Source organism: Halobacillus salinus (assembly GCF_004684905.1).
GTDB classification, from domain to species: Bacteria; Bacillota; Bacilli; order Bacillales; family Halobacillaceae; genus Halobacillus; species Halobacillus salinus.
The window spans coordinates 707,653-732,190 of record NZ_SRJC01000001.1 but is presented as its reverse complement, the minus strand read 5'-3'; the positions used below and the strand labels follow the sequence as shown (position 1 = coordinate 732,190).

Annotated in this window: 25 protein-coding genes and 1 riboswitch; of the genes, 1 reads left to right on the top strand and 24 read right to left on the bottom strand. The window is 43.9% G+C overall.

Annotated features, from left to right (window positions below):
* Positions 1-4 precede the first annotated feature (4 nt).
* The 22 genes from E4663_RS03970 to E4663_RS03865 form a co-directional block, all read right to left on the bottom strand.
* A complete protein-coding gene (locus tag E4663_RS03970) occupies positions 5-862 on the bottom strand; it encodes a site-2 protease family protein (RefSeq protein WP_135326752.1) in 858 nt (285 codons plus the stop codon).
* Entirely contained in the window at positions 849-1,613 is a 765-nt protein-coding gene (locus tag E4663_RS03965; protein ID WP_135326751.1) for a M23 family metallopeptidase, read from the bottom strand. Before E4663_RS03965 ends, E4663_RS03970 begins: the two co-directional genes overlap by 14 nt.
* Positions 1,614-1,731: 118 nt before the next feature.
* Positions 1,732-2,529 carry a septum site-determining protein MinD gene (gene minD / locus E4663_RS03960; RefSeq protein ID WP_079479532.1) on the bottom strand — a complete coding sequence of 266 codons (798 nt, stop codon included), beginning with the start codon at positions 2,527-2,529 and terminating at the stop codon, positions 1,732-1,734.
* Positions 2,522-3,196 (bottom strand): septum site-determining protein MinC, encoded by a 675-nt coding sequence (minC, locus tag E4663_RS03955; RefSeq protein WP_079480872.1) that lies wholly within the window; start codon positions 3,194-3,196, stop codon positions 2,522-2,524. Before minC ends, minD begins: the two co-directional genes overlap by 8 nt.
* Positions 3,197-3,232: 36 nt before the next feature.
* Positions 3,233-3,760: a rod shape-determining protein MreD gene (mreD, locus tag E4663_RS03950; RefSeq protein ID WP_079479531.1), complete on the bottom strand. Its 528-nt coding sequence runs from the start codon at positions 3,758-3,760 to the stop codon at positions 3,233-3,235.
* A complete protein-coding gene (gene mreC / locus E4663_RS03945) occupies positions 3,760-4,638 on the bottom strand; it encodes a rod shape-determining protein MreC (protein WP_079479530.1) in 879 nt (292 codons plus the stop codon). Before mreC ends, mreD begins: the two co-directional genes overlap by 1 nt.
* A gap of 12 nt (positions 4,639-4,650) precedes the next feature.
* On the bottom strand, positions 4,651-5,691 hold the full coding sequence (locus tag E4663_RS03940; protein WP_079479529.1) for a rod shape-determining protein: 1,041 nt from the start codon (positions 5,689-5,691) through the stop codon (positions 4,651-4,653).
* A gap of 256 nt (positions 5,692-5,947) precedes the next feature.
* Positions 5,948-6,619: a RadC family protein gene (gene radC, locus E4663_RS03935; RefSeq protein ID WP_135327560.1), complete on the bottom strand. Its 672-nt coding sequence runs from the start codon at positions 6,617-6,619 to the stop codon at positions 5,948-5,950.
* A gap of 56 nt (positions 6,620-6,675) precedes the next feature.
* On the bottom strand, positions 6,676-7,242 hold the full coding sequence (locus E4663_RS03930; protein ID WP_193554834.1) for a Maf family protein: 567 nt from the start codon (positions 7,240-7,242) through the stop codon (positions 6,676-6,678).
* Between the two features lie 159 nt (positions 7,243-7,401).
* The gene (locus E4663_RS03925) at positions 7,402-8,232 is read right to left on the bottom strand and encodes an SPOR domain-containing protein (protein WP_135326749.1); all 831 of its coding nucleotides are present in this window, start codon (positions 8,230-8,232) and stop codon (positions 7,402-7,404) included.
* A 90-nt stretch (positions 8,233-8,322) separates the two neighbouring features.
* Positions 8,323-9,273, bottom strand: coding sequence for a hypothetical protein (locus E4663_RS03920; RefSeq protein WP_135326748.1), 951 nt, complete (start codon positions 9,271-9,273; stop codon positions 8,323-8,325).
* Positions 9,248-9,844, bottom strand: a complete 597-nt coding sequence (locus E4663_RS03915) for a PilN domain-containing protein (RefSeq protein WP_135326747.1) — start codon at positions 9,842-9,844, stop codon at positions 9,248-9,250. The genes E4663_RS03920 and E4663_RS03915 overlap by 26 nt, the downstream gene beginning before the upstream one ends.
* Positions 9,845-9,870: 26 nt before the next feature.
* Positions 9,871-10,836, bottom strand: coding sequence for a type IV pilus biogenesis protein PilM (gene pilM / locus E4663_RS03910; protein ID WP_135326746.1), 966 nt, complete (start codon positions 10,834-10,836; stop codon positions 9,871-9,873).
* A 15-nt stretch (positions 10,837-10,851) separates the two neighbouring features.
* Complete coding sequence (locus tag E4663_RS03905; RefSeq protein ID WP_135326745.1) at positions 10,852-11,607, bottom strand: prepilin peptidase; 756 nt, start codon at positions 11,605-11,607, stop codon at positions 10,852-10,854.
* A 78-nt stretch (positions 11,608-11,685) separates the two neighbouring features.
* Positions 11,686-12,177 carry a type II secretion system protein gene (locus E4663_RS03900; protein WP_135326744.1) on the bottom strand — a complete coding sequence of 164 codons (492 nt, stop codon included), beginning with the start codon at positions 12,175-12,177 and terminating at the stop codon, positions 11,686-11,688.
* Positions 12,178-12,231: 54 nt separating this feature from the next.
* Positions 12,232-12,315, bottom strand: a riboswitch (cyclic di-GMP riboswitch).
* A gap of 79 nt (positions 12,316-12,394) precedes the next feature.
* Positions 12,395-13,600: a type II secretion system F family protein gene (locus tag E4663_RS03895; RefSeq protein WP_135326743.1), complete on the bottom strand. Its 1,206-nt coding sequence runs from the start codon at positions 13,598-13,600 to the stop codon at positions 12,395-12,397.
* On the bottom strand, positions 13,600-14,640 hold the full coding sequence (locus E4663_RS03890) for a type IV pilus twitching motility protein PilT (protein WP_079479520.1): 1,041 nt from the start codon (positions 14,638-14,640) through the stop codon (positions 13,600-13,602). Before E4663_RS03890 ends, E4663_RS03895 begins: the two co-directional genes overlap by 1 nt.
* A gap of 10 nt (positions 14,641-14,650) precedes the next feature.
* The gene (locus E4663_RS03885; protein ID WP_135326742.1) at positions 14,651-16,276 is read right to left on the bottom strand and encodes a GspE/PulE family protein; all 1,626 of its coding nucleotides are present in this window, start codon (positions 16,274-16,276) and stop codon (positions 14,651-14,653) included.
* 12 nt (positions 16,277-16,288) lie between these two features.
* The gene (locus E4663_RS03880) at positions 16,289-17,632 is read right to left on the bottom strand and encodes a VanW family protein (RefSeq protein WP_135326741.1); all 1,344 of its coding nucleotides are present in this window, start codon (positions 17,630-17,632) and stop codon (positions 16,289-16,291) included.
* Positions 17,633-18,424 (bottom strand): UbiA prenyltransferase family protein, encoded by a 792-nt coding sequence (locus E4663_RS03875; protein WP_135326740.1) that lies wholly within the window; start codon positions 18,422-18,424, stop codon positions 17,633-17,635. It abuts the gene before it with no gap.
* A 10-nt stretch (positions 18,425-18,434) separates the two neighbouring features.
* The gene (locus E4663_RS03870; protein WP_135326739.1) at positions 18,435-19,280 is read right to left on the bottom strand and encodes a hypothetical protein; all 846 of its coding nucleotides are present in this window, start codon (positions 19,278-19,280) and stop codon (positions 18,435-18,437) included.
* A complete protein-coding gene (locus tag E4663_RS03865) occupies positions 19,281-19,754 on the bottom strand; it encodes a type II secretion system protein (RefSeq protein ID WP_135326738.1) in 474 nt (157 codons plus the stop codon).
* A gap of 36 nt (positions 19,755-19,790) precedes the next feature.
* On the opposite strand from E4663_RS03865, the gene E4663_RS03860 reads away from it, so the two are divergent.
* Positions 19,791-21,380 carry a pilus assembly FimT family protein gene (locus tag E4663_RS03860; protein ID WP_135326737.1) on the top strand — a complete coding sequence of 530 codons (1,590 nt, stop codon included), beginning with the start codon at positions 19,791-19,793 and terminating at the stop codon, positions 21,378-21,380.
* Positions 21,381-21,396: 16 nt separating this feature from the next.
* Here E4663_RS03860 and E4663_RS03855 read toward each other — a convergent pair whose 3' ends face one another.
* Both E4663_RS03855 and E4663_RS03850 read right to left on the bottom strand, forming a co-directional pair.
* Entirely contained in the window at positions 21,397-23,124 is a 1,728-nt protein-coding gene (locus E4663_RS03855) for a sensor domain-containing diguanylate cyclase (protein ID WP_135326736.1), read from the bottom strand.
* Positions 23,125-23,204: 80 nt separating this feature from the next.
* Positions 23,205-24,491: a bifunctional folylpolyglutamate synthase/dihydrofolate synthase gene (locus E4663_RS03850; protein WP_135326735.1), complete on the bottom strand. Its 1,287-nt coding sequence runs from the start codon at positions 24,489-24,491 to the stop codon at positions 23,205-23,207.
* Between the last annotated feature and the right edge of the window lie 47 nt (positions 24,492-24,538).

Below are 24,538 nucleotides of genomic sequence, written 5' to 3'. Positions count from 1 at the left end.
TCCCTCATTGTGAGATATTTGGAATATCACGGAGGCGAAGGTTCGCATCTCCCCTTGTAAAAAAGGCATCGAGACATTCCCGTTCGTCTACTATATAGGAACCTTCTGGTCGTTTCAATACATACACGTGCCGGCAATTCGCGCGGAGGTTCTTCAGCACATCCCGTACCAATAGGTCGTCGCGGACTTTAATAAACTTACTGGGAAGATTGTCTTTGATATTAGAAGAACGATAGAGCAAGTAGCGCATCAGTACGTAGGACCGTCTCCGCCACTCCAGAAACTGTTCGATCAAAAGGAAAGCAGCAAGCCAAATACTCGCGAGCGTCCAGTGGTGATATAGAGTCATCCATCCACTTAAAGAAAGAAATGCACATAAAGAAAACGCAAGCGTGAAGAGCTGCGTATTCCTGAATGTTGCCACCTGAGAGAAAAAGTAAAACACAAGCTTTCCACCATCCAGAGGCCATATTGGTAAAAGATTGAAAAGGAGAATAACCCCATTATAATACACCGCTGTTGAAAGGAGCGGATGCGGTCCAACTGCCCACTCCAAGAAAAAAAGCAAGCCAAAGATCCAGACATGCTGGAGAGGTCCAGCCAGGGTCACTTGTACTTGCTCTTTTATCGGTCGGCTCTGGTGCTCATCACTGACAACCGCTCCACCAAATAGCCATATTTCAATTTTAGATACTCTCCAACCATAATATTTCGCCATGTAAAAGTGGCCGCACTCATGGATCACGACTATAGAAAACAAGACGATGAACGGATAGATCTGCCCCGTCAACAACGCAGAGATTGCAAGAAGGAAGAACAATGGATGTATGTGAATCGTGTTCGTGAACCTAAGAGCTTTCATCAACTTTTATAACCTTTACAGGATCCACGAATTGATTATTTTTTTCAATGCCGAAAAATATCTCTGCCGGCTGTCCCTCTTCTGATTGAGCAGAGCCTAAGACCGATTTGGCGGGCACATCTTCATACAAGTGAACTTGAATATCTGTCAGGAATCCATACGTCGTCTTGCTTCCGTCCTTATGTTGTAGCACGACTGTTTTACCAGTTTCCTCATCGTTCCCTACAAATACAACTGTCCCTGGCTGAACGGATTGCACTGGGGAACCAGCTTCTACAGCCATCCGAATACCCTTGCCGTCATTTTGAAAGGATGTGCTCACAGACCCGCTTACAGGTAATGCTGTTTGTTCAGGTGCTGCCGGAGAATTGTCTCCAATGACCTCAAGAGCGTTGCCGAACCTCTCTGTGTACCAGGCTGACACTTTAGCAAAAGGAAACTCCTCTTGCATTTGACTTGTCACCCATTGCTCTGGTGTGTCCAACAAAGTAAATGATGTATTCTTTCCAATTGCAACAGTAGCAAATAACAGAGCGGCAAAGACAACTTGCAAGGCGAGGTTGCTCGCTTTTTTCTCTTCTTGAGGAGCCTTCTTCCTTATACCATTAGGGGTGATAAGCGGCGGAAAACCGTGCATCTCCTCGTCTTGTGGAGGCTTGTACAATTGGGAGGGTGACGGATTATGACCTTGAACACGCTTCTTTTTCCGATCGACTATATTCTTTCTGACACTATGGATATCCTTCTTCACATGAATCCCCTCTCTTGTCCACCTTTTTCTATCATTCTATGGGAAAGAGCAGAGGGTTATGACCAATAGAACTTTGATATAGAAAAAAGCACTTGAGCTATTGCTCAAGTGCTTTTCCTTAGGAGCGGATTCCAAAGAATCGTTTCACTTTCGTAAACACACCTTTTTCTTCGTCCAGGTTCTGTAACGGGACCGCTTCGCCCAATATTCTGCGGGCGATATTCCGGTACGCGAGAGAAGCCTTCGAATCAGGCTTCATGGCAACAGGCTCTCCACTGTTTGCCGCTTTCAGCACAGAATCGTCATCGATGATGATCCCTAATAAATCAATCGATAGAATGGATACAATCTCATCTACGTCGAGCATGTCTCCATTTTTCATCATGTGATTACGAATCCGGTTAATGACTAGCTTTGGGGATTCGATATCCTCTTGTTCCAGCAAACCGATAATCCGGTCCGCATCACGAACACTTGATTTTTCAGGGGTCGTGACGACGATCGCTTTATCAGCGCCCGCCACAGCATTCTTATACCCTTGCTCTATTCCAGCTGGGCAGTCGATTACGACATAATCATAATCTTGCTTCAGCTCTTCTACAATTGCTTGAATCGCTTCAGGGGTCACTTCCGACTTATCAGACGTCTGTGCAGCTGGTAGGACATGCAGACAGTCGAATCGTTTGTCGGTAATAAGCGCCTGCTTGGTCTTGCAACGTTCTTTGACCACATCGACAATGTCATAAATGATGCGATTCTCAAGGCCCATAACGACATCCAGATTACGCAGCCCAATATCCGTATCAATAAGGCATACTTTTTTATCCTGCAGGGCCAGTGCGGTCCCGAGGTTAGCGGTCGTTGTTGTTTTACCGACCCCTCCTTTTCCGGAAGTCACTACAATCGCTTCACCCATTTAACATTCTCCTTTCAAAACTCACCAAATCCGGGCGCTTCTTAGTTACTTGTTGCAATGTGTCCATACGGATCTTTCCTTCTTGCTCATCTACGTATCCACATTCCATATAGACTCCCTCCGAATCGTAATCCGGAGAGCGGCTGACCTGATCGGAAATTCTAAGTTGGCTCGGTTGCATATAGGAAGCAGCAATCACAGTGCCTTCGTCGCCATCCATACCAGAATGAGCAATACCACGAAGCTTTCCGAGTACGAAAATATGACCTGTTGCCGAGACCTGACCACCAGGGTTTACATCTCCTATGAGAAGCATGTCCCCTTTGACATGAACGACTTGACCTGACCGAATCGTTCTGACAATCGGGGTCAAATCCGTGTTTTCCTTCCAGTTCAGGGCTTCTTGCTTCGTAATCACTTCAGAATCGATCCGGTCGACGACAAGTTTCTGTCTATCACGAATCACCTTTGAGATCTGCTCTTTCTGCTCATCCGTTACATAACGTTTCCCTAGTTGCACAGATACTCGTACCATCGGATCGTCTTCTTCGATTCCGTTCATGGAAAGCTTTTCTTCTAGCTCTTGTAACAACTCGTCAAAACCACATTGATCGTCGAGCCTTAACGTCAATCCGTCACGAGTTCCTTTAATCATGATTTTTTGCATATTCGCCACCAACCCAACCTTCAACGTTTCCTACTCTTACGAATTTGTTAATTCTTCCGACCAGCGTGCCAACCTCGCTCTCACTAATGGATAGAGAATGATAAAGAATATCATATTAGCAGCGAGAGTCGGCAACAGCCGTAATACTGCGTAATTCGCCCACGTCATGTCTGTGACTTGCACAAACGAATAAATAATATAAAGACTTGTATCAGCCAGGGCCACACCAACGATCGTGAGTACAGAAGCACCAAAGAACGTGCTGTGAAGCCATCGGTTCATTCCATGTATAATATAGGCTACCAGTGCATAACTCACCATATATACACCTAAAACTCCCGTGTACACGACATCTGTTAGCAAACCGAAGACAAGTCCGAACCAAACCGCTACATACGTATTGTCACGATCGTAAAAGATCGCCATCAAAAAGATAAAAACTAATACCCAGTGCGGCGTAATCAATACATTTGAATATACTAGGCTGGAAGGAAGCCAGCCCATCGCCATACCCTGCATGACCAAAAGAAATAGACAAAAAAGTGCGATGACATACCGTTTCATTACTCTTCGCCCTCCGTTACCGGAGCATTGTCAATCGACTCCGCTGCTCGGTCAACGACGATGACGTGGTTAATGTCAAACAAGTCCGCAAACGGTTCTACGTAAGCAGTTTTGGTCAAACCAAACTGATCGTTGACGACCTCTTCGACCGTTCCGATCCGTAAATCACTCGGGAATACACCACCAAGTCCTGACGAAATTACGGTATCTCCTTTTTCGACTACTTCATCAAGCTTGATTCCTTCTAGAAGGAGACGTCCAGACTCATCATCATATCCTTCGATTAAACCGAACGCCTCATCTTGGTCTTCCCGGACAATCCAAGAAGAGATTTTATTCGAGCGGTCAAATCCACTCAGTAACTGAACTGTCGAATGGAAAGCTCCTGCGGATTTCACCTTCCCGATCAGACCATCACTCGTCATGACTGCCATATCTTTCTCGACGCCTTGCTCTTCTCCTTTATTGATGGTCATCTGTTTGAACCATCTGTCAGAACTTCTAGCAATCACCGTCGCTTGGATAGGTGAATAATCGCTCAAAGCATCACTCTTATCCAGTGTCTCTCTTAGTTCCTGATTTTCACTCTTCAAGCGCTGGTTGCCTTCGATTACTCCTTTGTATTCGGACAAGCGCGCTTTCAACACCTTATTCTGTTCGTAGACAGCGAACATATCTTGTACGTTCTCCACCGTCGTATCTACAAAACTTACAGGCTTTTGAAAAATCGTCTGCATCCAGCCGACCGTGTCCTGTAAGAATTTCTCAGGTGTACTGAGCGCATCCCGATCCCGAATCGAATAACCAATCAAAGCAACTAGCACGATAAATCCTATTAAGACAACCATCAGCCGTTTTCTGCGAAATAAAGAAGGCATTGCCGATCAACCTTAATCCATTTTCGCTCGAGAAGCCACATTCGGCTGTGAACGGAAGTGTTGAATGTATTCTAATGATTTCCCTGTTCCGATCGCCACGCAATCAAGTGGCTCATCGGCTATAAATACCGGCATGTTTGTTTCTTCGCTGATGACTGTGTCTAGGTTTTTAAGTAAGGCGCCTCCGCCCGTGAGAACAATTCCACGCTCCATGATATCTGCAGACAACTCTGGAGGCGTCTTCTCCAACGTATTCTTGACGGTGTCCATAATCGTATCTACCGTATCTTTAAGCGCTCCGATGATTTCTTCTGATTGGATAGTAATTGTCTTAGGCAGTCCAGATAGTAGATCTCGTCCTCTGATATCCATTTCTTCACCGACATTCACTTCTCCTGCACCACCGAGCTCCATCTTAATTTCTTCTGCAGTGCGTTCCCCAATCATTAAATTGTAACGCTTGCGTACATGTTGGATGATCGCATCATCCATTTCGTCTCCTGCAACGCGGATCGATTGACTTGTAACGATTCCACCAAGTGAAATGATGGCAACTTCTGTTGTACCACCACCAATATCAACCACCATGCTCCCCGTCGGTTCCCATACAGGAAGTCCGGCACCGATAGCTGCAGCAAACGGTTCAGCAATCGGATAAGCTTCTTTTGCTCCAGCTTGTTTTGTTGCATCGAGTACAGCACGTTCTTCCACCATCGTAATACCAGATGGGACACATACCATGACATTCGGCTTACTTGCGAATGAAGAACGATTCTTCAAGGCTTTCTTAATGTAATACTTCATCATCTGAGCAGTGGTATCGTAATCCGCGATTACCCCGTCTTTCATAGGACGGATAACAGATATGTAACCAGGGGTACGGCCGATCATGTTTCTTGCATCGTTACCGACTGCCTCTATTTCGTTCGTCTGAGTATTCTTCGCTACAACAGAGGGTTCTCTTACAATGACCCCTTTATTTTTTAAAAACACTAATGTATTCGCTGTTCCAAGATCAATTCCTAAATCTTGGGAAAATCCAAATAGACCCAATAAAATCTTCCTTTCTAATGGCCCGCTTATAATCACTCGGGTCGAACCTAACAATACAATTTGGACTAGAAGAAGCGCCATGTATAGAATTCTATATATGGCGCTCGATTTCCATTTATTTAATTATACGAAAAAACGCGAAAAATAGATAGTGTTACGGCAAGCAAGTCTCTAGTTTTTTTGTACGAGGTTGCATTTCAGGAATATAAGACTACTGCGACACGGTTTCTACCCTAGGAGGAAGTTCACCCATCCTTTACAAGTATCCCTTTTCTTTCAAAGAGACGAACTTCCTATCCCCTATCACGAGATGGTCTAACACTTCTATCCCTATCATTTTCCCGCATTCCTGGAGTCGTCTTGTGACTTGGATATCTTCTTGGGAGGGACTCGGGTCACCGGAGGGATGGTTGTGAGCACAGATGATCGAAGCGGCTGAACGTTTCACAGCTTCTTTGAACACTTCACGAGGATGAACAATAGAGGCATTTAAACTACCGATGAAAACAGTCTGGCGGTGAAGAACTTGATTCTTCGTGTTGAGGAATAGACAGATGAAATGTTCTTGCTTCAAATCACGCATCTCCTCCATGACGAAATCAGCCCCATCTTCCGGGCTTCTGATCATATAGCGCTCTACCGGCTTCATCTGCTGCATCCTTCTCCCCATCTCGATGGCAGCAAGAATCTGAACCGCTTTGGCAGCCCCGATTCCGCGTATCGAGGTGAGCTCTTCGATCGTTGCTCCCTTTAACAGCAACAGTCCTTCAAAATGGATCAATACGCGCTGGGCAAGATCGGTGACAGATTCCTGTCTCGTCCCGCTACCGATCAAGATTGCAAGCAGCTCTTGATTAGAAAGGTGAGAAGGGCCGATTTCAAGGAGCCTTTCACGAGGTCGCTCTTCTTTTGGAACATCTTTCATCATGACGGTTGTGTCTGTCAATATGCACGCATCCTTTCAACTGAAATTACTCACATAGTTCAGGATGGATACACATCAAAATCCCGCAATGCTCGCACAACTCTGGAAAGCGGTAATCCGACAACGCTATAATAATCCCCTTGGATCTCATCGACGAAGATAGCACCTTTTCCTTGGATTCCATATCCCCCTGCCTTGTCCCAGGCTTCTCCACTTTCGATATAGCGGATTATTTCCTTTTCTTCTAGCGAGAAAAATGTCACTCTGGTCCGAACGGCAAAACTCTTCGCTGTATGAGCATCCCGGAGAGTAACAGCAGTCCAAACGTCATGTTGCTTGCCACTCAGCGAATGGAGATAGTCTCTAGCCTCCTCAAAACTAGAGGGTTTACCTAGTATTTCCTGCCCCTTTGCTACCACAGTGTCCGAAGTGAGCAGAACTTCCTCTTCATTTAAAGAGATGGCTTCACTTTTTCTTTTTGAGAGCATCAGCACCGCGTCTTCAGGGGATATCCCCTCTGGTAACGATTCGTCTACATCAGAAGCACGGATACCGAATTCGTAACCAGCCTTAGTTAACAGTTCCTTCCTCCTAGGTGAGTTGGATCCAAGCACAAGTACAGGCATCACGGAACATCCTTTCTATGTGAGTAATCTTAAGTTTACAGGATTCTTTACAAAATATTGATTCACTAAAAATGTTTTTTCCATCTTACCACACTGGAGAAAAAACAAAAAAAGACCCCTGTTTCAGGTCTTTTCTCATTCGCATCTCTTTAAAAAAGGTTATTTCGTAGTTTCTTCCATTGCTTTTGCTGTAAACAGCCAATTCATACTTTGCCGGTCTGACGTTTCCCAACTTTGGAAAGCAGAAAGGAAGGGAGATTCCGGATCTTCTTTCTGTAATGTCGCAATATACTCCTGTTTTCTTTCTTCACTCAACTGATCAAGGGAGTGCTGTTGGATATATTCCCCCATCTCGCCTGCTATCTCCGCTTCTGCTCCTTTAAGTGAGGTCTCTTCTGTTAGAATGGTCCAAGGTTTCACATACGTTTCTATATCTCTCGTATCGAGATCCGCCGCGATTTGTTCTGCGCCGGATTCCGTTGATGCGCTCCCGACAAACAAGTAATACTGACCGTCCCGTTGCCAGATGATCGATGACACAGAGGAAGCCGTCAACTTCATCTTCCACTCATTCGCCTTGTCCTCCGTCGAGAACACGCCTGCTTGAACGACATATCCTTCCAAAGAGGATGTCCCTACCGTAACGGCCTCAGACCCTTGAGTCTGTTCTGTGGCGGGTACTGCAGATTGCCCTTGTCCTTCTGCTGTCTCATCGGTTAAGGAGACAAACATGCGGAGCAGCATAAACCCCAAACCGAAACTAATCAATAAAGCTGTGATACTCGAAATCATAATCGACTTGATCGGAGAACGACCTCTCGCTTTCTTTTTTATAGGAAGAGTGTACACTTTCGGCTTTTTGGGTCTGTCCCAGTCATTTTCTGATTCTGGTTCAGCTGATGCCGCTTGTTCCTCTTTCCCGCGCTTGAAGGGGTCCTCATTCTTTGCTTTGTCTCTGAAAGATATAGAGATCTTGTTTTTGGAATCCATTCTTATCACTCCCGCCAGGTTTGTCCTAACCCTATCACAGCGATATTGAAAAGAACGATGAAATTTGTCACGACCTCTTCGACAAGTTTTTTATAGTGGCAAGAGCAACGTTTCCCCTTCAAAAACTGTGTTAGATTCGCGCTTATTCGCACTCCGAACCCCTTCTGCGAGTTCCTCATTATAAGTTCCATAGAAGTCATAGATGATTTGATAGAAGGTCTCATCTTCTTGAACGACGTGTTCTTCATAGTCTTCGCTTCCTGACGAAGCAGCAGCGCTCTCATCTCGAGCGCTCAAGTCCGTTTCTCCGTCACCATAAGGAAATGGATTTTGCTTATCCGACTGCCCATCATAGTGGTATTCCGGCATCTCATCTTCCAATTCGAAAAGTCCCGGGTAATAGTAAGCCGACAATGTTACAAAATAATAGAAATAGGTAAGCTCGCCTTCTATAATACGATCATCGTTAAAAGAAACAGAGTCAATCGTGACGACTCTTGAACTATTGGTGACCTCATTTAAAAAGGTCATCAAATCCGTGAAGTCTTGGGATGCTACCGACAAATCGAATGTAACCGGAGTCACTCCGCCTGGAAGGGGATACTCCGTTCTACTTTCTTCTTCAATTGAATCTGGTTCATCCAAGTCTATTGGTGCTTCCGTGTTTTGCTCAGGGGATGGTTGGTCTTCTAGAAACGGCTCGGTGCCTGAACTGATGGAAATACTCTCAATGAAACTACCCGAAACGGATTCTGCCCTTTCAAGTGCGAGTAACATTTGATCAGACGATTTCTTCACAGGTAGCTGACTTTGCAATTCTCGTGAAGTTGTAACGGAAATCGTTTCGGCTTTGTCTGCTTGTTGATCTTTCAACGTTTCTAACAACCGCTCTTCTGTTTGTAGGGTTCCTTGCAGTTGGTCGATTTCCTTCTGATCGGGCTTAATGAGAAATTGATAGAAGATAAACGTACTTACCACCACAACAAAAAGCGTCGCAATCAGGACATACAGTTGACTACGGTTCCATTCGATCCGCACCATCAGCCACCCCCTCTCGAAACAGCTGTTTATCGATCGTGACCGTGTAATTCGCAATATATCTTGGACGATACTCAAATTGATTCAAGCTTTCGTCAGTTTGTTCCGTCAAGACACTGCCCATCTCCACACCGGTAGCATAATTTCTCTCTGACAACGCGTTCGTGTAAGCAGCTACTTCTTGTAGGGAGTCAAATCTTACCTCGATATCAATGAAACCACTATCATCATATGTATAGGATTGAAAATACCCTCGCTCAGGGAGTAAAGCAATTAAATTCTCCACCAGTGCAACCGTTGGGAATACGGTTGCTTGCAATTGTTGCGTCGCCTCCTTAAGTTGTTGACGCTGAGCTTGTTCTTCATTTTGATCTATAGTTTGATAAGCTGTTTGTTCGGTTTTTAAAGCTCCCACTTCTTCGCTTAAAAGCTTCTGCTCCTCTTCAAGTGCCTGATGCTGCCAGAAGAATAGAGCTATGATTAAACATAGAACGAATACCCCTGCTCCAATGATGAGCAAGGGGAGACGATTCGGTTGTTCTTTTTCTTCGAGTAGATTTATATCGATGACCACAACCATCACTCCTGCAACAAACGTCCTTACGTTTTATATATTAATCCTACGGCATCCGTATAACGGTCCGGAAGCGAGAGATCCAATAACTCAAGCGATATCGTATCGACCGGAACCCTTACTCTTTCCGCCAGCTGATCATGGAGCGTTCTACCGTAAGCCCAGTCACCTGCCAGCACAATCCTCGTAATAGCAGCGTTTCCTTTCATAACCGAAAATTGATAGAAATCCAATATACGGCTGATTTCGCCTATCTGATCCGTTACGAATCCTTCTAAATCTTGTATATCTCCTGTCCAGTGAAGGTGTCCTTCTCCGTCAGAGGTGAACATTTTCCATTCCTTCTTGTCGAGTGTCGTCTTCATCTGCCTCGAGAACTGAGGGACTCCCTCGTGAAAAGCCGTTACAGAGATACCATCAATATTCCACTCTACAATCAATAGGTGTTCTCCCTCCGTGGTGAACGAAAGCTGTTCATACACGCGATACACAGAGAGAGACGACAAGTCCGCTGCTTTCGGCTTCAAGTTCGCCACCGTCAAACTCTCTTCCATTTGTTCGATTTTATCTTGCGGGTAAGCAACGAGGAAGATCTCCTTTTCCCTTTTATCGTCCGACATTTTGACAAAATCAAATACCGGTTGATCGAACGGTAGATGGAGACTTTCTCCCAGCTGCTGATACAAATACCCTTTGATTGCCTCATCCTCTACCTCACTAGGTACAGATAGGTGTCTCAAAATAACTGAAGAGTCGGGAACACAGAAATAAAGCGGAGCGTTCTTCAATTGATGCTTCGCAACAATATCCTCTAGCACCATCTCAAAACGTCTAAGGTTTTGGATCACACCGTCCTGAAGTATATCTCCTTGCAGAAACTCCTCCCCATACGCTTCAATTCTTGAAGGATTATGAGCAGCCGCTACCACGTACCGGATGGTATGGTCTTTGATTACAATATGTACACGTTTATCCTTTTTCCAACCAAACACTAGAAGCCCTCCGCATTAGAAGAAAGTTTGTAAGTACCAATCTATTATTATTCTATCAGAAAAAAATGCAAAACTCGCACCAACTACGATAAAAGGCCCAAACGGAATCGGCTTCTTACGCTGGATGATGCCAGCCGCTAGAAGCCCGCCGCTCACCACCGCTCCGATAAGCGTTGAAAGAAAGAACGTAACCAACAACAACTTCCATCCGAGCACGAATCCCAGAAGTCCGAACAGTTTCATATCACCGCCACCCATCCCTCCACGACTGACTAGTATAATGACTGCTGTTACAGTTAAACCGCCAAGCCCCCCTATCAACGAAGACCACCATGGGTCCAGGGGATAAAGGATGCGGTATACAATAAATAAACCGAAGAAGAACAGAAGCAGGTGATCTGGAATGACCATGTAACGAAGGTCGGACACCATGATAATATGAAACATCGACATCAATAGAAGGGCCAAAATCAGCTGAGGTCCTAGACCAAATTGATAGAAACATAGTGCGAAGATCACACCTGTAATGGCCTCCATCGCAGGATAAATCGGTGAAATGCTTTCCCTGCAACCACGACAGCGTCCTTTTTGAAGGATATAGGACAGGATGGGAATGAGCTCGTACCATGCTAATGTTTTCTTGCAGTTCGGGCAGTAGGAGCGGTTTTCGTGCATGAGTCCGCCATTCGGAAGGCGAAGGCCGACGACGTTGTAGAAGGAGCCGAGGATGGTGCCGAGTAGGAAGAAATATAGAGTGAGGAATAATGTCATAAGAACTGTCTCCTATTCTATTAAATTTACACAAGAAAACCCCTCGTGAAGAGGGATTTTCAAAGGAATTTAAGAAGCTTAATTGTCTGAACCTTTAACTTTTTTTCTAACAATCTCACTTTCAGAAACAGTAGAACCTTCATCTTCACCCTCGATTTCATATTCAGTTCCCTTTAAATACACAGCATATGAAAGGGCACCGTCAGCACTTTTAGTTACTACAACTTTACTTGCAGTATCGTAATCAGCTCCAGTAGTGTCTTCAAAGGAATTTATATAACCATTGTCTATTAAACCATATCCATCAGTCGTTGCAGTTGCTTTTTTAAGTGGGATAGTCAAACTACCATCTGTAAAGTTGGGACTTTCGGATGTTACTAATAACCTAGATGCCTCTATCATTTGTTCAGCATTCGCAACCGTTGCATCCTTCTTAGAGTTCTCAATCACATTACCAATACTAGGCACCGCAATCGCCGCAATAATCCCCAAGATCACAATAACAGCCAACAATTCCACCAACGTGAAACCTTCTTCATTTTTGAATCGTTTCTTCAACCAAGCCTTCATTTCCTTCTCCCCTTTTCTTTTTTATAAAAAAGGCCAGAGAACGCCTGAAAGCATGCGTTCTCCGGCCGGTTGCACTACTCGCTAACAGCCATTCAAGTGCCCACATACAAACGACTGATCATCACGTCCAGAAACTAATACATAAGTTCTATTCACATAATACTATAGGATACTTTCATACGCTAGTAAAATATTGCTAATTATGTGCCAATTTTTACTATTGAATATTTTCAAAGATAGAGAACATCGGCACTGCAATCGCAAGTACAATTGAGCCGACAATCATCGCCAAGATAACGATCATGACCGGTTCGATCAACGTTTTGATCCGATCTGTTGCGTGGTCGATGTCTTTCTCATAGAAGTCTGCTGCTTTATTCAACATCTGATCGAGCGCGCCTGTCTTCTCGCCGACGCTGATCATTTGGGTTACAAGACTAGGAAACGCCCAGTGGTCCATCATCGGCTTCGCCATAGACTCACCGCTTTCTAGTGCTTCTCTTGCCTGTTGAAGCTGCCGTTCGATCACTTTGTTTTCGACTACTCGCTCGGTTATTTGCACGGACTCTAACACAGGAACTGAGCTATTGAATAAGGAGCTAAGCGTTCGCGTCATTCTAGCGAGCGCTGCTTTTTGGACCAGCTTTCCGAAGTAGGGCACACGCATCTTCGTGTAATCTACATAATAGGCAAACGTTTGGTTGTTAAGCCCGTACTTGTATAAAACAAATAAAAGGACAGGGAAGAAAACGAACAACCACCAAAAAGCGCCAAAGAAACCACCCAGCCCTAAAATGAAGTTTGTAAATGGTGGTATTTCGCTATCGAATGACCGAAACATGTCCGCAAACCGTGGTACAACGAAGCTGAGCATGAAAATAACGATACTGAATGCAATCATACCGACAACAATCGGATAGGATAGTGCCGACATGATTTTTTGCCGGAGTTCGTACTGCTTCTCGTAGTAAGTCGCCATCCGGTCTAAAATCTCGTCCAAATTACCGCCAACTTCACCTGCTCTCATCATATTGATGAACATAAGCGGGAAAACTTTGCGGTGTTTAGCGGCAGCTTCCGAGAAAGAACGCCCTGCCTCCAAGTCGTCTGCCACGTCCGCCAAAGTATGCTTCAAGCCTCTACTGTCCGTTTGTTCCTGAAGGATGTAGGTAGCTTGAATGATGGAGATCCCAGCGTCAATCAAGGTAGAGAACTGGCGTAAATAAATCACGAAATCCCGGTTTTTAACAGGACGACCGAATTGGATTTCTTTGTAAAGGATTCCTTCCATTTGTTGTACTTGGGAAACCGTAACGCCCTGTTCTTGCAATAGCATGTTCGCTTCCCGTTGGTTATCCGCCTTTACTCGACCTTCTTTGAGACGTCCCCTGCGGTCTCTGCCTTTATATTTGAAATAAGCCATTAGACTCCTCGTCCTTGAAGGTAAGGAGCAGCTGCTTCCTCTGTAATAATGTCTTCTTCCAGCAACGTTTTGACAGACATTTCAAGGGTGTGCATCCCTTCAGACTTAGCGGTTTGAATAACATTTTGAATTTGATGGATCTTTTCATTCCGGATCAGGTTCTTCACCGCAGACGTATTTCTCAAGATTTCGGTCGCAGCTCTTCTTCCGTCTCTGTCTTTCGTTTGGAAAAGTCGCTGGGAGATAATCGACTGCAGTACGCTCGCAAGCTGGATTCGCACTTGCGGTTGCTGCTCTGGCGGGAAGACATCAATAATCCTGTCAATTGTCTGAGCAGCACCGGTTGTATGCAGTGTCCCTAGTACCAAGTGCCCTGTCTCTGCTGCAGTGATAGCGGTCGAAATTGTTTCAAGGTCTCGCATTTCCCCGACTAAGATGACATCTGGGTCTTGCCGCAAACAGGACCTTAATCCATTCTGGAAGTTTTGCGTATCGAACCCGACCTCTCTCTGGTCAATAATGCAATACTGATGAGAGTGTAAGTATTCGATCGGATCTTCTAGAGTAATAATGTGCCTTCTCATATGTCGGTTCATATAATCGATCATCGAGGCAAGCGTCGTACTCTTTCCGCTTCCAGTCGGTCCCGTTACGAGCACCAACCCTTGCTCGGTCTCAGCAATCTTAGACAGTACATCCGGCATATGTAACGATTCCAATGTTGGTATCTCGGTCGGAACCACCCGCACTGCAAGCGAGATACAGTTCCGCTGGTGATAGGCGTTCACACGGAACCTCGACACCCCAGGAATTCCATAAGAAAAGTCGAGCTCTCCTTCTTCTTTCAACTGTTTCCATAATGCTTCCGGTACGATAGCTTTGGCCATCTCTTCTGTGTCCTGTGGCTTGATCACATCTTTCCCGTACTGTTTCAATTCTCCATACAACCTGAAAATAGGCGGTACTCCTACGGTTATATGAATGTCTGATGCTTCTAATTTGAATGCTGCTTTCAATAAATGATCCAGACGTTCCTTCATCACAATCCTCCTAATCATCTAACGCTACGCGCATCACTTCTTCCACCGTTGTTAACCCTTTTTTCACTTTAAGCAGTCCATCATCCACTAGAAAAATCATCCCGTTTCGCCATACATACTGACGAATCTCTGAAATGGATGAATTGTTCATCATCATCTTGCGGATCTCATCATCCATGACTAGCACTTCTTGAATAGCCAGACGTCCTCGATATCCAGTATTTTGGCAATTTCCGCATCCTTTGCCGTAATACACCTCGTTAATCGAAAGACCACGCTTCTCAAACTGTTCTCTTTCCATCTCTGTGGGTTCTTTCTTCACTTTACAATCCCGGCAAATTCTTCTCACTAATCGTTGAGCGACGATGCCAGCCAAACTGGACACGACCAGATAAGGTTCAACGTCCATATCAATCAATCTTGGGATTGTTGCAACAGCACCATTCGTATGCAAAGTCGAGAAGACCAAGTGGCCGGTCAAGGATGCACGGACGGCGATTTCTGCCGTTTCAGAATCCCGGATTTCTCCGACCATCACTATATCAGGGTCTTGGCGCAGCACAGACCGGAGTCCCGTTGTAAACGTTAATCCTGTCTTCTGATTCACTTGCACTTGGTTGATCCCTTCAATCTGATATTCTACGGGATCCTCAATCGTAATGATATTTTTGTCATCCGTATTCAAGTGGTTCAAAGATGCATATAACGTGGATGATTTCCCTGATCCGGTCGGTCCGGTAATTAAAACCATGCCAGAAGGTTGTTCAATCATCTTCATATAGCGTTGATAATTCACCTTGTTGAATCCAAGTTCGGATAACCGGTTCAGCACACTTCCAAGATCGAGAATCCTAATGACAATTTTTTCACCGTACACGGTCGGCAATGTCGATATTCGCAAATCGACCGGAACGGAATTGACATTCGCTTTTATTCTTCCATCTTGAGGTAAACGGGTCTCTGTAATATTCAAGTTCGCCATGATTTTCACACGGGCAATCAAAGAGCTCTGCATGCTTTTTGTAACGGTCCGTTCTGTTCGAAGCAACCCGTCTACTCGGTATCGTACCAATACTTTGCTTTCCTGCGGGTCGATATGGATGTCACTTGCCTTCATTTGTACACCGGTTTGTAAGATTTGATTCATCAACTTGATAGCAGGAGCCTGGTCCCCATCATCTATTTCAGGTGCCGCCTCTTCAGACTCTTTCAAGTTGTAATATTTATTAACAGCCTGAATAATTTCGTCTTTCGTCGCAATAACAGGAGCAATTTGAAAACCTGTCGCAATTTGGAGGTCATCAATGGTGTAATAATCCATTGGGTCATTCATCGCAAGCGTCAGTTCGTTTCCTTCCCTTTTTAAAGGCATGACTATATTTCGCATTGCGAAATCTTTGGAAACGATACTAAGTAAAGCCGTGTCTACCGGGTAGCGATAGAGAGATACGTGAGGAAAACCCAGTTGGAACTCAAGCACCTCAATAAGCTGCTGCTCGGTGATCAAACCTCGTTCTAGCAGGGCATCCCCGAGCTTTTGATCCGTTTTTTTCACGTTCAGCGTTTCCGTAATCTGCTCCTCTGAAACAAGGTCCGCTTCTTTTAAAATATCTCCTAAGCGTTTACGTTCTGCCATGATAAGGTCTCCTTATTTTTCTTTATCTGCTTCATCTTGTTCCCAAATCGGATTAGAAGGATCGACTTCTTTTGCATCATCAGGATTTCCTTCCGTTTCTCCATCTGCATCTGTATCCGTATTGGTATCATCACTAGCGGCATCTTGATCCCTGTCATTGTTATTACCCGTTGAGTCGTCAGCGCTCACGTCGCCGCCAGAGCCGGAAGAGTCATTGTTTTCTTCCCCTTCCACACCATAACGGAGTTCTACTCGGTTAACAGGGGGGTAATAATCTTCCGCGATTTTCTCTCTTATTCCACTTTCGCCACGGGATGAACGGTATACAAAGGCACGTTGTCCTGTTTCACCTTCTTGCTCAACTTGCACGTCTGAAGGATTCACAAAAGAGGAGTACCGGACGATGGTACGCGGTTCGATTGCTTGTACGTCTTCAACCGAGCTGAAGTATTGTTCTACAAACGGATACCCCCGTACTTCAACAATTAAATTCGAACCCTCTAAGGAAAGGGAAATTATATAGTCAGATGAATTAGGGTTATATAAAACGAAGTCATCGTTTTGACTAGGTTTCACACTAGCTTCCCGACCAAGCACAGCGTAATCAGGCAGTTTCTGACTAATATGACGTTGTTGGATTGCGAAGTTCGTATCTAATGCCGCACCAAATATAGTCGTGGCAACAATGCTTAAAGTCTCTTCATTTATACTTACAGGAAGTTCCTCGGCTGCTTCTATCAACGAGAACTCCTGCTCTGATTTCAATGTCAAAGTGTCCATGGAAGACACCAGCTCGGAAAGAAGTGAGGTCTCTTTAACCGAAATCTCGTATTCGGCTACCGTTTCAAGAAGAGGAGACACATCACTAGGTACGAAGTTATAGACTGAATAAACAAGAGGTTCTTCCTCTAAATCAGAAGCCTTTTCTAAAACAGCAGCTGTCCAGTCTTCCCATTCAAAGTTCGTTCTCAATGCGGGTTTCCACTGACTCTCCACTTCGCTCTGATAACTCTCATCTGTACGAACGACAAGATCTTGATCGGTTCCTTCTACGACTTCATCAAGCGTTGCTTCCACATCAAATAGGAAAAAGTCGCTCGAGATCCTTACCTTCTCCGTCTCTGATTCGAGTAAAATATCCCTCTGCCTCTCCCAATCTGAAACGTGACCGGACAATTTGGTTGATGCTTCGCTTTCCGTTAAACCTCCGATGCTGATGCCCGCAACAGAGGTGTTCGGTTCATACACTTTTTCTTCACCTGAAACGAGCTGCCACCCCATCGGACCTACATATGTAAAGAGAAGAAGAAATGCAGTCATCCCGATCAGTAATCCAAACCCTTTGGCATGTTCCATTTATTCACCCCCTTGTTTATAGGAGTCCTCTTCTAAGTCGAGCTCTGGAATTTCAAAGTCATCCATATCGAAATCAATCGAGCGTTCTTCAGGGTTGGACTCTTTCTCTTCTTCACTCACTTCTTGTTCATCAAGTTCTCGTAAATCCTCAAAATTACGATTTGGATCCTCTTCGTAAATCTGTCCTGTATCGTTATCGAGTCTTTCTTCTTCCATAATACTTCTTCGATTGGCCAAGAGTTCGTCTTCAAAGTCCAGTTCGCTTTCTTCAAGGGGAATGGATGGCGCAGGCTGAGCTGTCTCACTAATTGGTTCTAGAGCACCATTATCCTCTTCAAAAGTCTCCACTCTCTCTTCTTGAACTTCCATCCTTTCTTCTATTTCATCGTCTATTTGCTCGCTCTCCATTTCCACTGTACGACCTGGATAAGGATTTGCGTTAACCGACGTATTTCTTTCCTTCCACTCTTCTCCCGCAACCCTTGCATTATCCCCTACATTCTTCTCTTCATCGATCGGAGCCACGAAACGAATATCATCGTATTGGTCGTCTCCCACTTTCGAGAGCCTAGGGAATATAAGTATTGAAATTAATCCTATCACTAACATTACTAGTAATAACGAAACGAATAAACCGAAAGTATAACTAGAAAAGATGGTAATGATTGCAATGGAGACCGCACTTCCAAATAGAATCCACTTACTTTTATTATCGTAATCTGTCTTTACGAAATTCATAGCTATAACTAAAATAATTGCTGCTATTAATAAGAAAACAAGTTGTATAACCACTTTTTACCTCCTAAGGGCAATCCTGTCCGCCAATGGAAAGTCCACTCTGGTCTACTAGGTTCGTCTGCCCTTCAATACAAACACCTTCCACACGGCTCCAAACATCTACATTCTCGAAGAAGGCATCCCCTTGAATAATCAAATAAGAAACCTTACTAGGATTGGCACTAATATAAGCATCTCCTCGAACGATGATTTCCGCTTTGCTTCCATTCATCGTTAAATAACCCGAAGTAAGAAGAAGGAACTTGGTAACCTCAACTTGTTTCTTTCCTCGTATGGTTAGACCATCATTCACCCACAAATCTCCTTCGTACATTTCGGACTTATTAGTGTCTAAACCCCTTGGAAAATAGAAACAAGGAGGTGAACTATTGGTATTGCATTCCTTACTACTCAACTCTTCTTTCTTACGTTCAATAGCTGCCACCCAGCTTTCTTCTGAAGAGGAGAGGGTCAGCTCATTCTCAATAGATTTAGTAGTCCCTTCAGAAGTTCCTGTCACCTTATAGGGTAGAACATATTCCCCTGCACTTTTCTCTAGTATTTGTTTCGTTTCAATCAAGTAGGAATGACTGGAATTCATTTGTTTCAAAAGTATATTTTCATCCCACTTATCTCTAATCATCTGGAGTGGTTGATCAAGATCTGTTAGTTTTTCAACATCTTTGATTAGAAGGTTTTCTCCCATTACGGCTAAACTCTCCGCCTGTACTAATTCTTGGGACTTATTCGCTTGCATTCCTGTCGAATTAATTTGCGTTGCCAATACGGTGCCGAAGATCCCCACTAATACAATCACTAATAGTACTAGTACTAATGCTGCTCCTCTTTCGTTAAAGAGTTTCTTCCGCATCTAGTTCACCTCCGATCCGCTTAGGTATCGATAGGTCTCGGTAATGGTTGTGTTCGTTCCACCACTGTTTTTTCGTAGTACCTCGATTTTTATTGGTATTAATTGCAGGTTCTCTTCTTGTGCCGTTCTTCCTGAACATAGCTTTTTTACAACTGGATAGTACCTTTGATTCTCAGGTGAAGTATAATATAATTGGTTTGACGAATCTAGTCCGAAAGATTCATAGTCTTCTAACGCATTCGTAATATCCATTATTTCATCTGAAGGACCGCAAGCAGTCGGTGCTACACCTGAAGATTCTATGTAATAAGCGACTTCTTCCGCTAAATTTATGCTATCGACTTCGTTCTCTACCCTCTTCGTCATAACCATATAATCACTAAACAAGGAAAGAAACAAGGTTACGACAACACTAAATAGGGCAATAGAGACTAGTATCTCTACAAGCGTTATTCCTTTTTCGTTGTGATACACTTTATCAACCCACTTACATCATAAGGAGTTTATCCTATGAAGAAATATTTTAACAACAAAGGTTTGACATTAGTCGAACTACTAGCTGCTATTGCGCTAATCGGGATCATATCCACTATAGCTGGCAGTCTTGTCACCCAAACCTTTCAATCTAATTCCATAGTCCAAAATGAAATAGACCTAAAGCAACAGACTAACTCCATCATAACAACAATCAGAGAGAAAGTTATACAACAAGATACAACAATCTGCCTTGTCGACCGCGAGACATTGTCTATGGAAAACGAAGACTTATTGACTAAGGAACATATGACTATAAGTGAATTATACATTGAAAACATAAAGAATTCACCTAACTCTAACGACACGTTAGATATTACCAGTGATGAGACCCTGAGTGGGAATGATTGCATCATAACAGATGGATCACCTACGAAGGTTATGTTAAAAACCGACGTTAACGCGGAAGAAAACGATCAGAGTTATCAAACGTCGACCATCATTCAAAAACGTAAAACAGAACCTGAGCTTGCATTACCTGAAGAAGAAAACGATGGGGATGAAGGCGATCCGGAACTCAAATTATTTACAACCTGGGAAGAATTCGAAACGATTGAGCAAGATAGAGAATCCGATTTCAAACAAGATCACCCAAATGGGGATAGAAATTACTGTGAGTTCGACGAAAACATTCTACTTAATGCTTCTCAAGTCTTTGCACCTTCCTGGGGATACAAATGTCATATCACAACTTTCCATCAATCTCTATGGAGCAAAACAAGCATGACATTAAACAGGAATTATAACGATAGGACTCCACTTAAAGTGCTGGTGGGGAACCATTTTTACCTGGATCAATCCGCTAAGTTAGAACAAGACTCTATTCTTGATATATCGGGAAATGGTTTGTTCGAGGGCAACGTAGTTCTGAGCAGCAGCTCCCAAGTTAGAACATTTAACGCTTACTATAAACAAGGCCTCACCTTGCAATCTGATTCTAAAGTTGAAACAAACGGAAGCATCAGAATGGATGAATCTTCAACATTACAAAGTAATAGTCAACTTTTTGTTAAGGGATATGCATTCTTGAGAGATACCTTTACGATGCAATCCAATTCAACGATGAATGTTGATCATAACTTAGATGGAGATAGCTTATTCCTTCAATCTAACTCAAAACTAGATGTGAAGGGGAATATCCAGATCAACGGCAACCTGAAAATGCAGTCTGATTCCCGCTTTTCTATAACCGGCGATACTGCCATAGGAAACGTAGACCAACAATCCAATTCCCGATTGGATGTTGCTGGTGATACTTTAGTAAATGAATCTCTGTATGTACAAAATAATGCTGTATTTAGCAGTGGCTCCTTGACTGTAAATGGCCCGCTTTCTATGCAATCCAATGCCATGGTTTATTCAGAAGGGGATATAGTGCTAAATGGAAAAGTATCAACGCAGAACGGTACCGTCATTTCATCACGAGGAGACATCCATATAAATGATCAGGTTGGGCCGGGGTGGAGCAAGGCAATCATATGTGCTGAGGGAGAAGTTTATGGTGCTGAAAATATAAGTAGTAATCACAAAGTTCGATCCAACCACGGTCATTGCCCTACACCATAAAAAAACAGCAGCGAAGTCACAATGACTCCGCTGCTGTTTTTAATTCCTCATAACACGCCACTCTGTTGCGCCCCTTCTGCTTTGCACCAACATACATAGCCCGATCAGCATGACGAATCAGTTCCAGTGGTTCTTCACAGTCGACAGGGTATGTCGCAACCCCGATCGATGCTGTTATAGAGACCTCTTTCGGTTCGTCATCAGACAGAATATACTGATAGGTACTGAAAGGTTGCTCAGCAATCGAGCGACGAATATCCTCTGCTACCTGATAAGCTTCGTAGTCCTTGTACCTCGGCAGCAGGATGGCGAATTCCTCTCCTCCATAGCGAGCGACGACGCCCGCGTTGCCAACTACATCTTCCAATCTTTCCGCAAACTGACATAGGATTTCATTTCCACTTTCATGTCCATACGTATCGTTAATCGATTTGAAGTGATCGATATCAAGCAATATCAAAGCAATGGATTGGTCCTTGTCTGAGAAAAAAGCTTCGTGAAGCTGATCTTGGAAATAGCGGAAATTATAAAGTCCTGTTAATGCACAACGTTCACTCTCTAATTTCGTCTTCTCATAGTGTCGGGCATTATCGATGGCAACAGCCAAATAACTGCCCAAAATGTTGAGAATCATAAATTGAAATTGTAAAAATGCGTATTTCTGATTGGAGTAAATCGTGATCACTCCGACGATTTCCCCCTTGCGCTCAATAGGTACAGATAAGGCGCTTTCCGCTTCCTTCGGTGTATAGCGGTTTCTCAGATGGTCCCAATCACTCTTTTTGTTATATTTAAAGCTATTTCCTTCCTCCCAAGTATGACCACTTATACTCTCTCCGATATGTAGTTTGATAGAGGGGAAATAGGTGACCCCGGACCGATCGAAATATCGGATCAGGTTCATCTCCCGATCTGATTCGACGTCAAAGATATAAATATAATCTACTGGCAGAAGTTGACTTAAACGGTCGACAAACAAGTCTAAAACATCCTTCACGCCTAAATTACCTGTTAGCTCATGACCGATTCTGCTCGTCCGTTTCAAGTATTGGTTGACGATACTGCTCTTGTGATAAAGCATAAGCATCCCTGAAATCAGTATGAAAGGAATTCCAACATAGAATACAGCGCTCACCCCGAACTCTGCATACATCATGTAGAGCAGAAAGCCGACCGGGAACACAAGTAGACCGGATGTCAAATCCCATAACAATCCGATGTCGAACATTTTGACATGTCGCTTATACAAAAACTTGGCAATAAACTTTATGGTGAGTTGATTAAAGAACAGCTGAAAGAATGCATAAGCTACGATCGGAACAGCATTGCTTACAGAAGAGACAGCTTCCCTTCCATGTTGTCCACCGAGCATATGATAGATGAGGGCCGAAGAAATAGAAATCACTAAAAACATGACGAAGTTCAATGGAAACCGATGAACATTCGACCGCGAAACCCTCAGTTTTAAAAGCAAGAAGATGAGTGCCACTTGTGAAACGATTATTTCTACCGCTAGTCCAAAATATAAAAAAACGGCGAATGTGATACCATGTGTAAAAAATACAGGGTTGTCCCCTATTTGTAAGGGAAACAAAGCAACTATAGAGGCTAGGATGACGAATGCCAAGATATCCATTTGGTTATCAATTAAATCAGGGGGGAAGAATTGAAATACACCAAATAAGCCAGCCGGCCAGACAATTAACCAAACAAGCCAAACCGCTATCTTCTCCTTCCGGCCCATTTCCTCAACCCCTCTTTCGTTCTAAAGAACTAATTTAAGACAAAATTCAGATAATTAGTATATTATCACAAGTTCCACTATCATTCAAAAATTTTCCTGATTTCTGACAGGAAATAGAGCGATCCAGTTACTAATAAAAGTTCATCGTCTTCCATCTGCGACAATGACGTTGATACAGCCTCCTGATAGGAATCGATCGCTTCGGTTCTTTTAACCGGCGATAGTTGCTGCAATTGTTCCGCAGACAAAGCTCTTGGGAAATTAAATGACGTCATGAAAGCACAATCCACTACCTCGGATAGCATCGTTAACATCGCTTGCACCGGCTTATCTTCAAGCGCCGAGTATAGTAGTGTCACTCTTTTATTTGAATAATGTTCTTTAACGGTTTCTACAAGTGCTCTGGTTCCTTCTTCGTTGTGCGCTCCATCCAGAATTACAAGAGGCTCTTCTTGTACTTTCTCAAATCTTGCCGGCCAGTGTGTTGCACGAATGGCAGACCGGTAATACTCCCTCTCAAAAGAGTAGCCTAGACCTTGTAATACTTCCATTGCCTGAATAGCGAGCGCTGCATTGTCCACCTGATGCGCTCCCATCATTCGACTCAATAAAGGTTTGGAAATGAAGCGGTCGTTATGGAATTCAAACACTTCCCCTTCGTCAGAACTCTCTAAGTGAACCGTATGAAAATCTTCCCCGTTTATATAGAAATCGCTCTTCTCTTGAGCTGCCTTTTCTCTAATAATTTGAATGGACTCTTCCTGCTTCGCCGCGGTAATCACTGGAATTCCCGGTTTGATGATGCCTGCCTTTTCCCGGGCAATCTGAGCATAGGTCGACCCTAGGATATTCATATGATCCTTTCCTATGTTCGTAATGATTGTCAAGATAGGACTCAGGATATTGGTTGAATCATACAATCCACCTAAACCAGCCTCATAGATCACAACGTCTAATTCCTTCTCCGCAAAATAGACAAGAGACATTGCTGTAATCACTTCAAATTCAGTAGGTGCCCCGAGTGGAGTATCCGCCAATTCTTCCGCTACCGGTTTGATTCTATTCACGAGATCGGCCAGATCCCCGTCCTCGACCGGTTCTCCATTCACACTGATCCGCTCATTAAAACGAACGATATAGGGGGAAGTGAATGTCCCGACACTTAACCCATGTGCTTGGAGGAGTTCGCGTAGAAAAGAAACCGTAGATCCCTTCCCATTCGTTCCGGCAATATGTACTGCCTGGATGCGTTCTTCCGGATGGTTCAACCGTTCCATCATCCATGTCATACGAGCCAACCCGGGCTTTATTTTAAATTTTTCACGTTGATGTATCCACTGCAGGGCGTCCTGATAATTCTTCACCATGTTTCCCTTCTTTCAAAAAGGGAGAGTATTCCCTCCGAATACCCTCC

What these genes read in the sequence shown, in the direction of transcription:
- E4663_RS03885 (WP_135326742.1), bottom strand. Translation starts at nt 16,276, where the DNA reads ATGGCAGAACGTAAACGCTTAGGAGATATTTTAAAAGAAGCGGACCTT.
- E4663_RS03900 (WP_135326744.1), bottom strand. Translation starts at nt 12,177, where the DNA reads ATGAAGGCTTGGTTGAAGAAACGATTCAAAAATGAAGAAGGTTTCACG.
- E4663_RS03850 (WP_135326735.1), bottom strand. Translation starts at nt 24,491, where the DNA reads ATGGTGAAGAATTATCAGGACGCCCTGCAGTGGATACATCAACGTGAA.
- mreD (WP_079479531.1), bottom strand. Translation starts at nt 3,760, where the DNA reads ATGAAACGGTATGTCATCGCACTTTTTTGTCTATTTCTTTTGGTCATG.
- E4663_RS03905 (WP_135326745.1), bottom strand. Translation starts at nt 11,607, where the DNA reads ATGACATTATTCCTCACTCTATATTTCTTCCTACTCGGCACCATCCTC.
- E4663_RS03855 (WP_135326736.1), bottom strand. Translation starts at nt 23,124, where the DNA reads ATGGGCCGGAAGGAGAAGATAGCGGTTTGGCTTGTTTGGTTAATTGTC.
- E4663_RS03970 (WP_135326752.1), bottom strand. Translation starts at nt 862, where the DNA reads ATGAAAGCTCTTAGGTTCACGAACACGATTCACATACATCCATTGTTC.
- E4663_RS03870 (WP_135326739.1), bottom strand. Translation starts at nt 19,280, where the DNA reads ATGCGGAAGAAACTCTTTAACGAAAGAGGAGCAGCATTAGTACTAGTA.
- mreC (WP_079479530.1), bottom strand. Translation starts at nt 4,638, where the DNA reads ATGCCTTCTTTATTTCGCAGAAAACGGCTGATGGTTGTCTTAATAGGA.
- minD (WP_079479532.1), bottom strand. Translation starts at nt 2,529, where the DNA reads ATGGGTGAAGCGATTGTAGTGACTTCCGGAAAAGGAGGGGTCGGTAAA.
- E4663_RS03880 (WP_135326741.1), bottom strand. Translation starts at nt 17,632, where the DNA reads ATGGAACATGCCAAAGGGTTTGGATTACTGATCGGGATGACTGCATTT.
- E4663_RS03930 (WP_193554834.1), bottom strand. Translation starts at nt 7,242, where the DNA reads ATGCCTGTACTTGTGCTTGGATCCAACTCACCTAGGAGGAAGGAACTG.
- E4663_RS03860 (WP_135326737.1), top strand. Translation starts at nt 19,791, where the DNA reads ATGAAGAAATATTTTAACAACAAAGGTTTGACATTAGTCGAACTACTA.
- minC (WP_079480872.1), bottom strand. Translation starts at nt 3,196, where the DNA reads ATGCAAAAAATCATGATTAAAGGAACTCGTGACGGATTGACGTTAAGG.
- E4663_RS03895 (WP_135326743.1), bottom strand. Translation starts at nt 13,600, where the DNA reads ATGGCTTATTTCAAATATAAAGGCAGAGACCGCAGGGGACGTCTCAAA.
- E4663_RS03920 (WP_135326748.1), bottom strand. Translation starts at nt 9,273, where the DNA reads ATGGTGCGGATCGAATGGAACCGTAGTCAACTGTATGTCCTGATTGCG.
- radC (WP_135327560.1), bottom strand. Translation starts at nt 6,619, where the DNA reads ATGATGAAAGATGTTCCAAAAGAAGAGCGACCTCGTGAAAGGCTCCTT.
- E4663_RS03925 (WP_135326749.1), bottom strand. Translation starts at nt 8,232, where the DNA reads ATGGATTCCAAAAACAAGATCTCTATATCTTTCAGAGACAAAGCAAAG.
- E4663_RS03890 (WP_079479520.1), bottom strand. Translation starts at nt 14,640, where the DNA reads ATGAAGGAACGTCTGGATCATTTATTGAAAGCAGCATTCAAATTAGAA.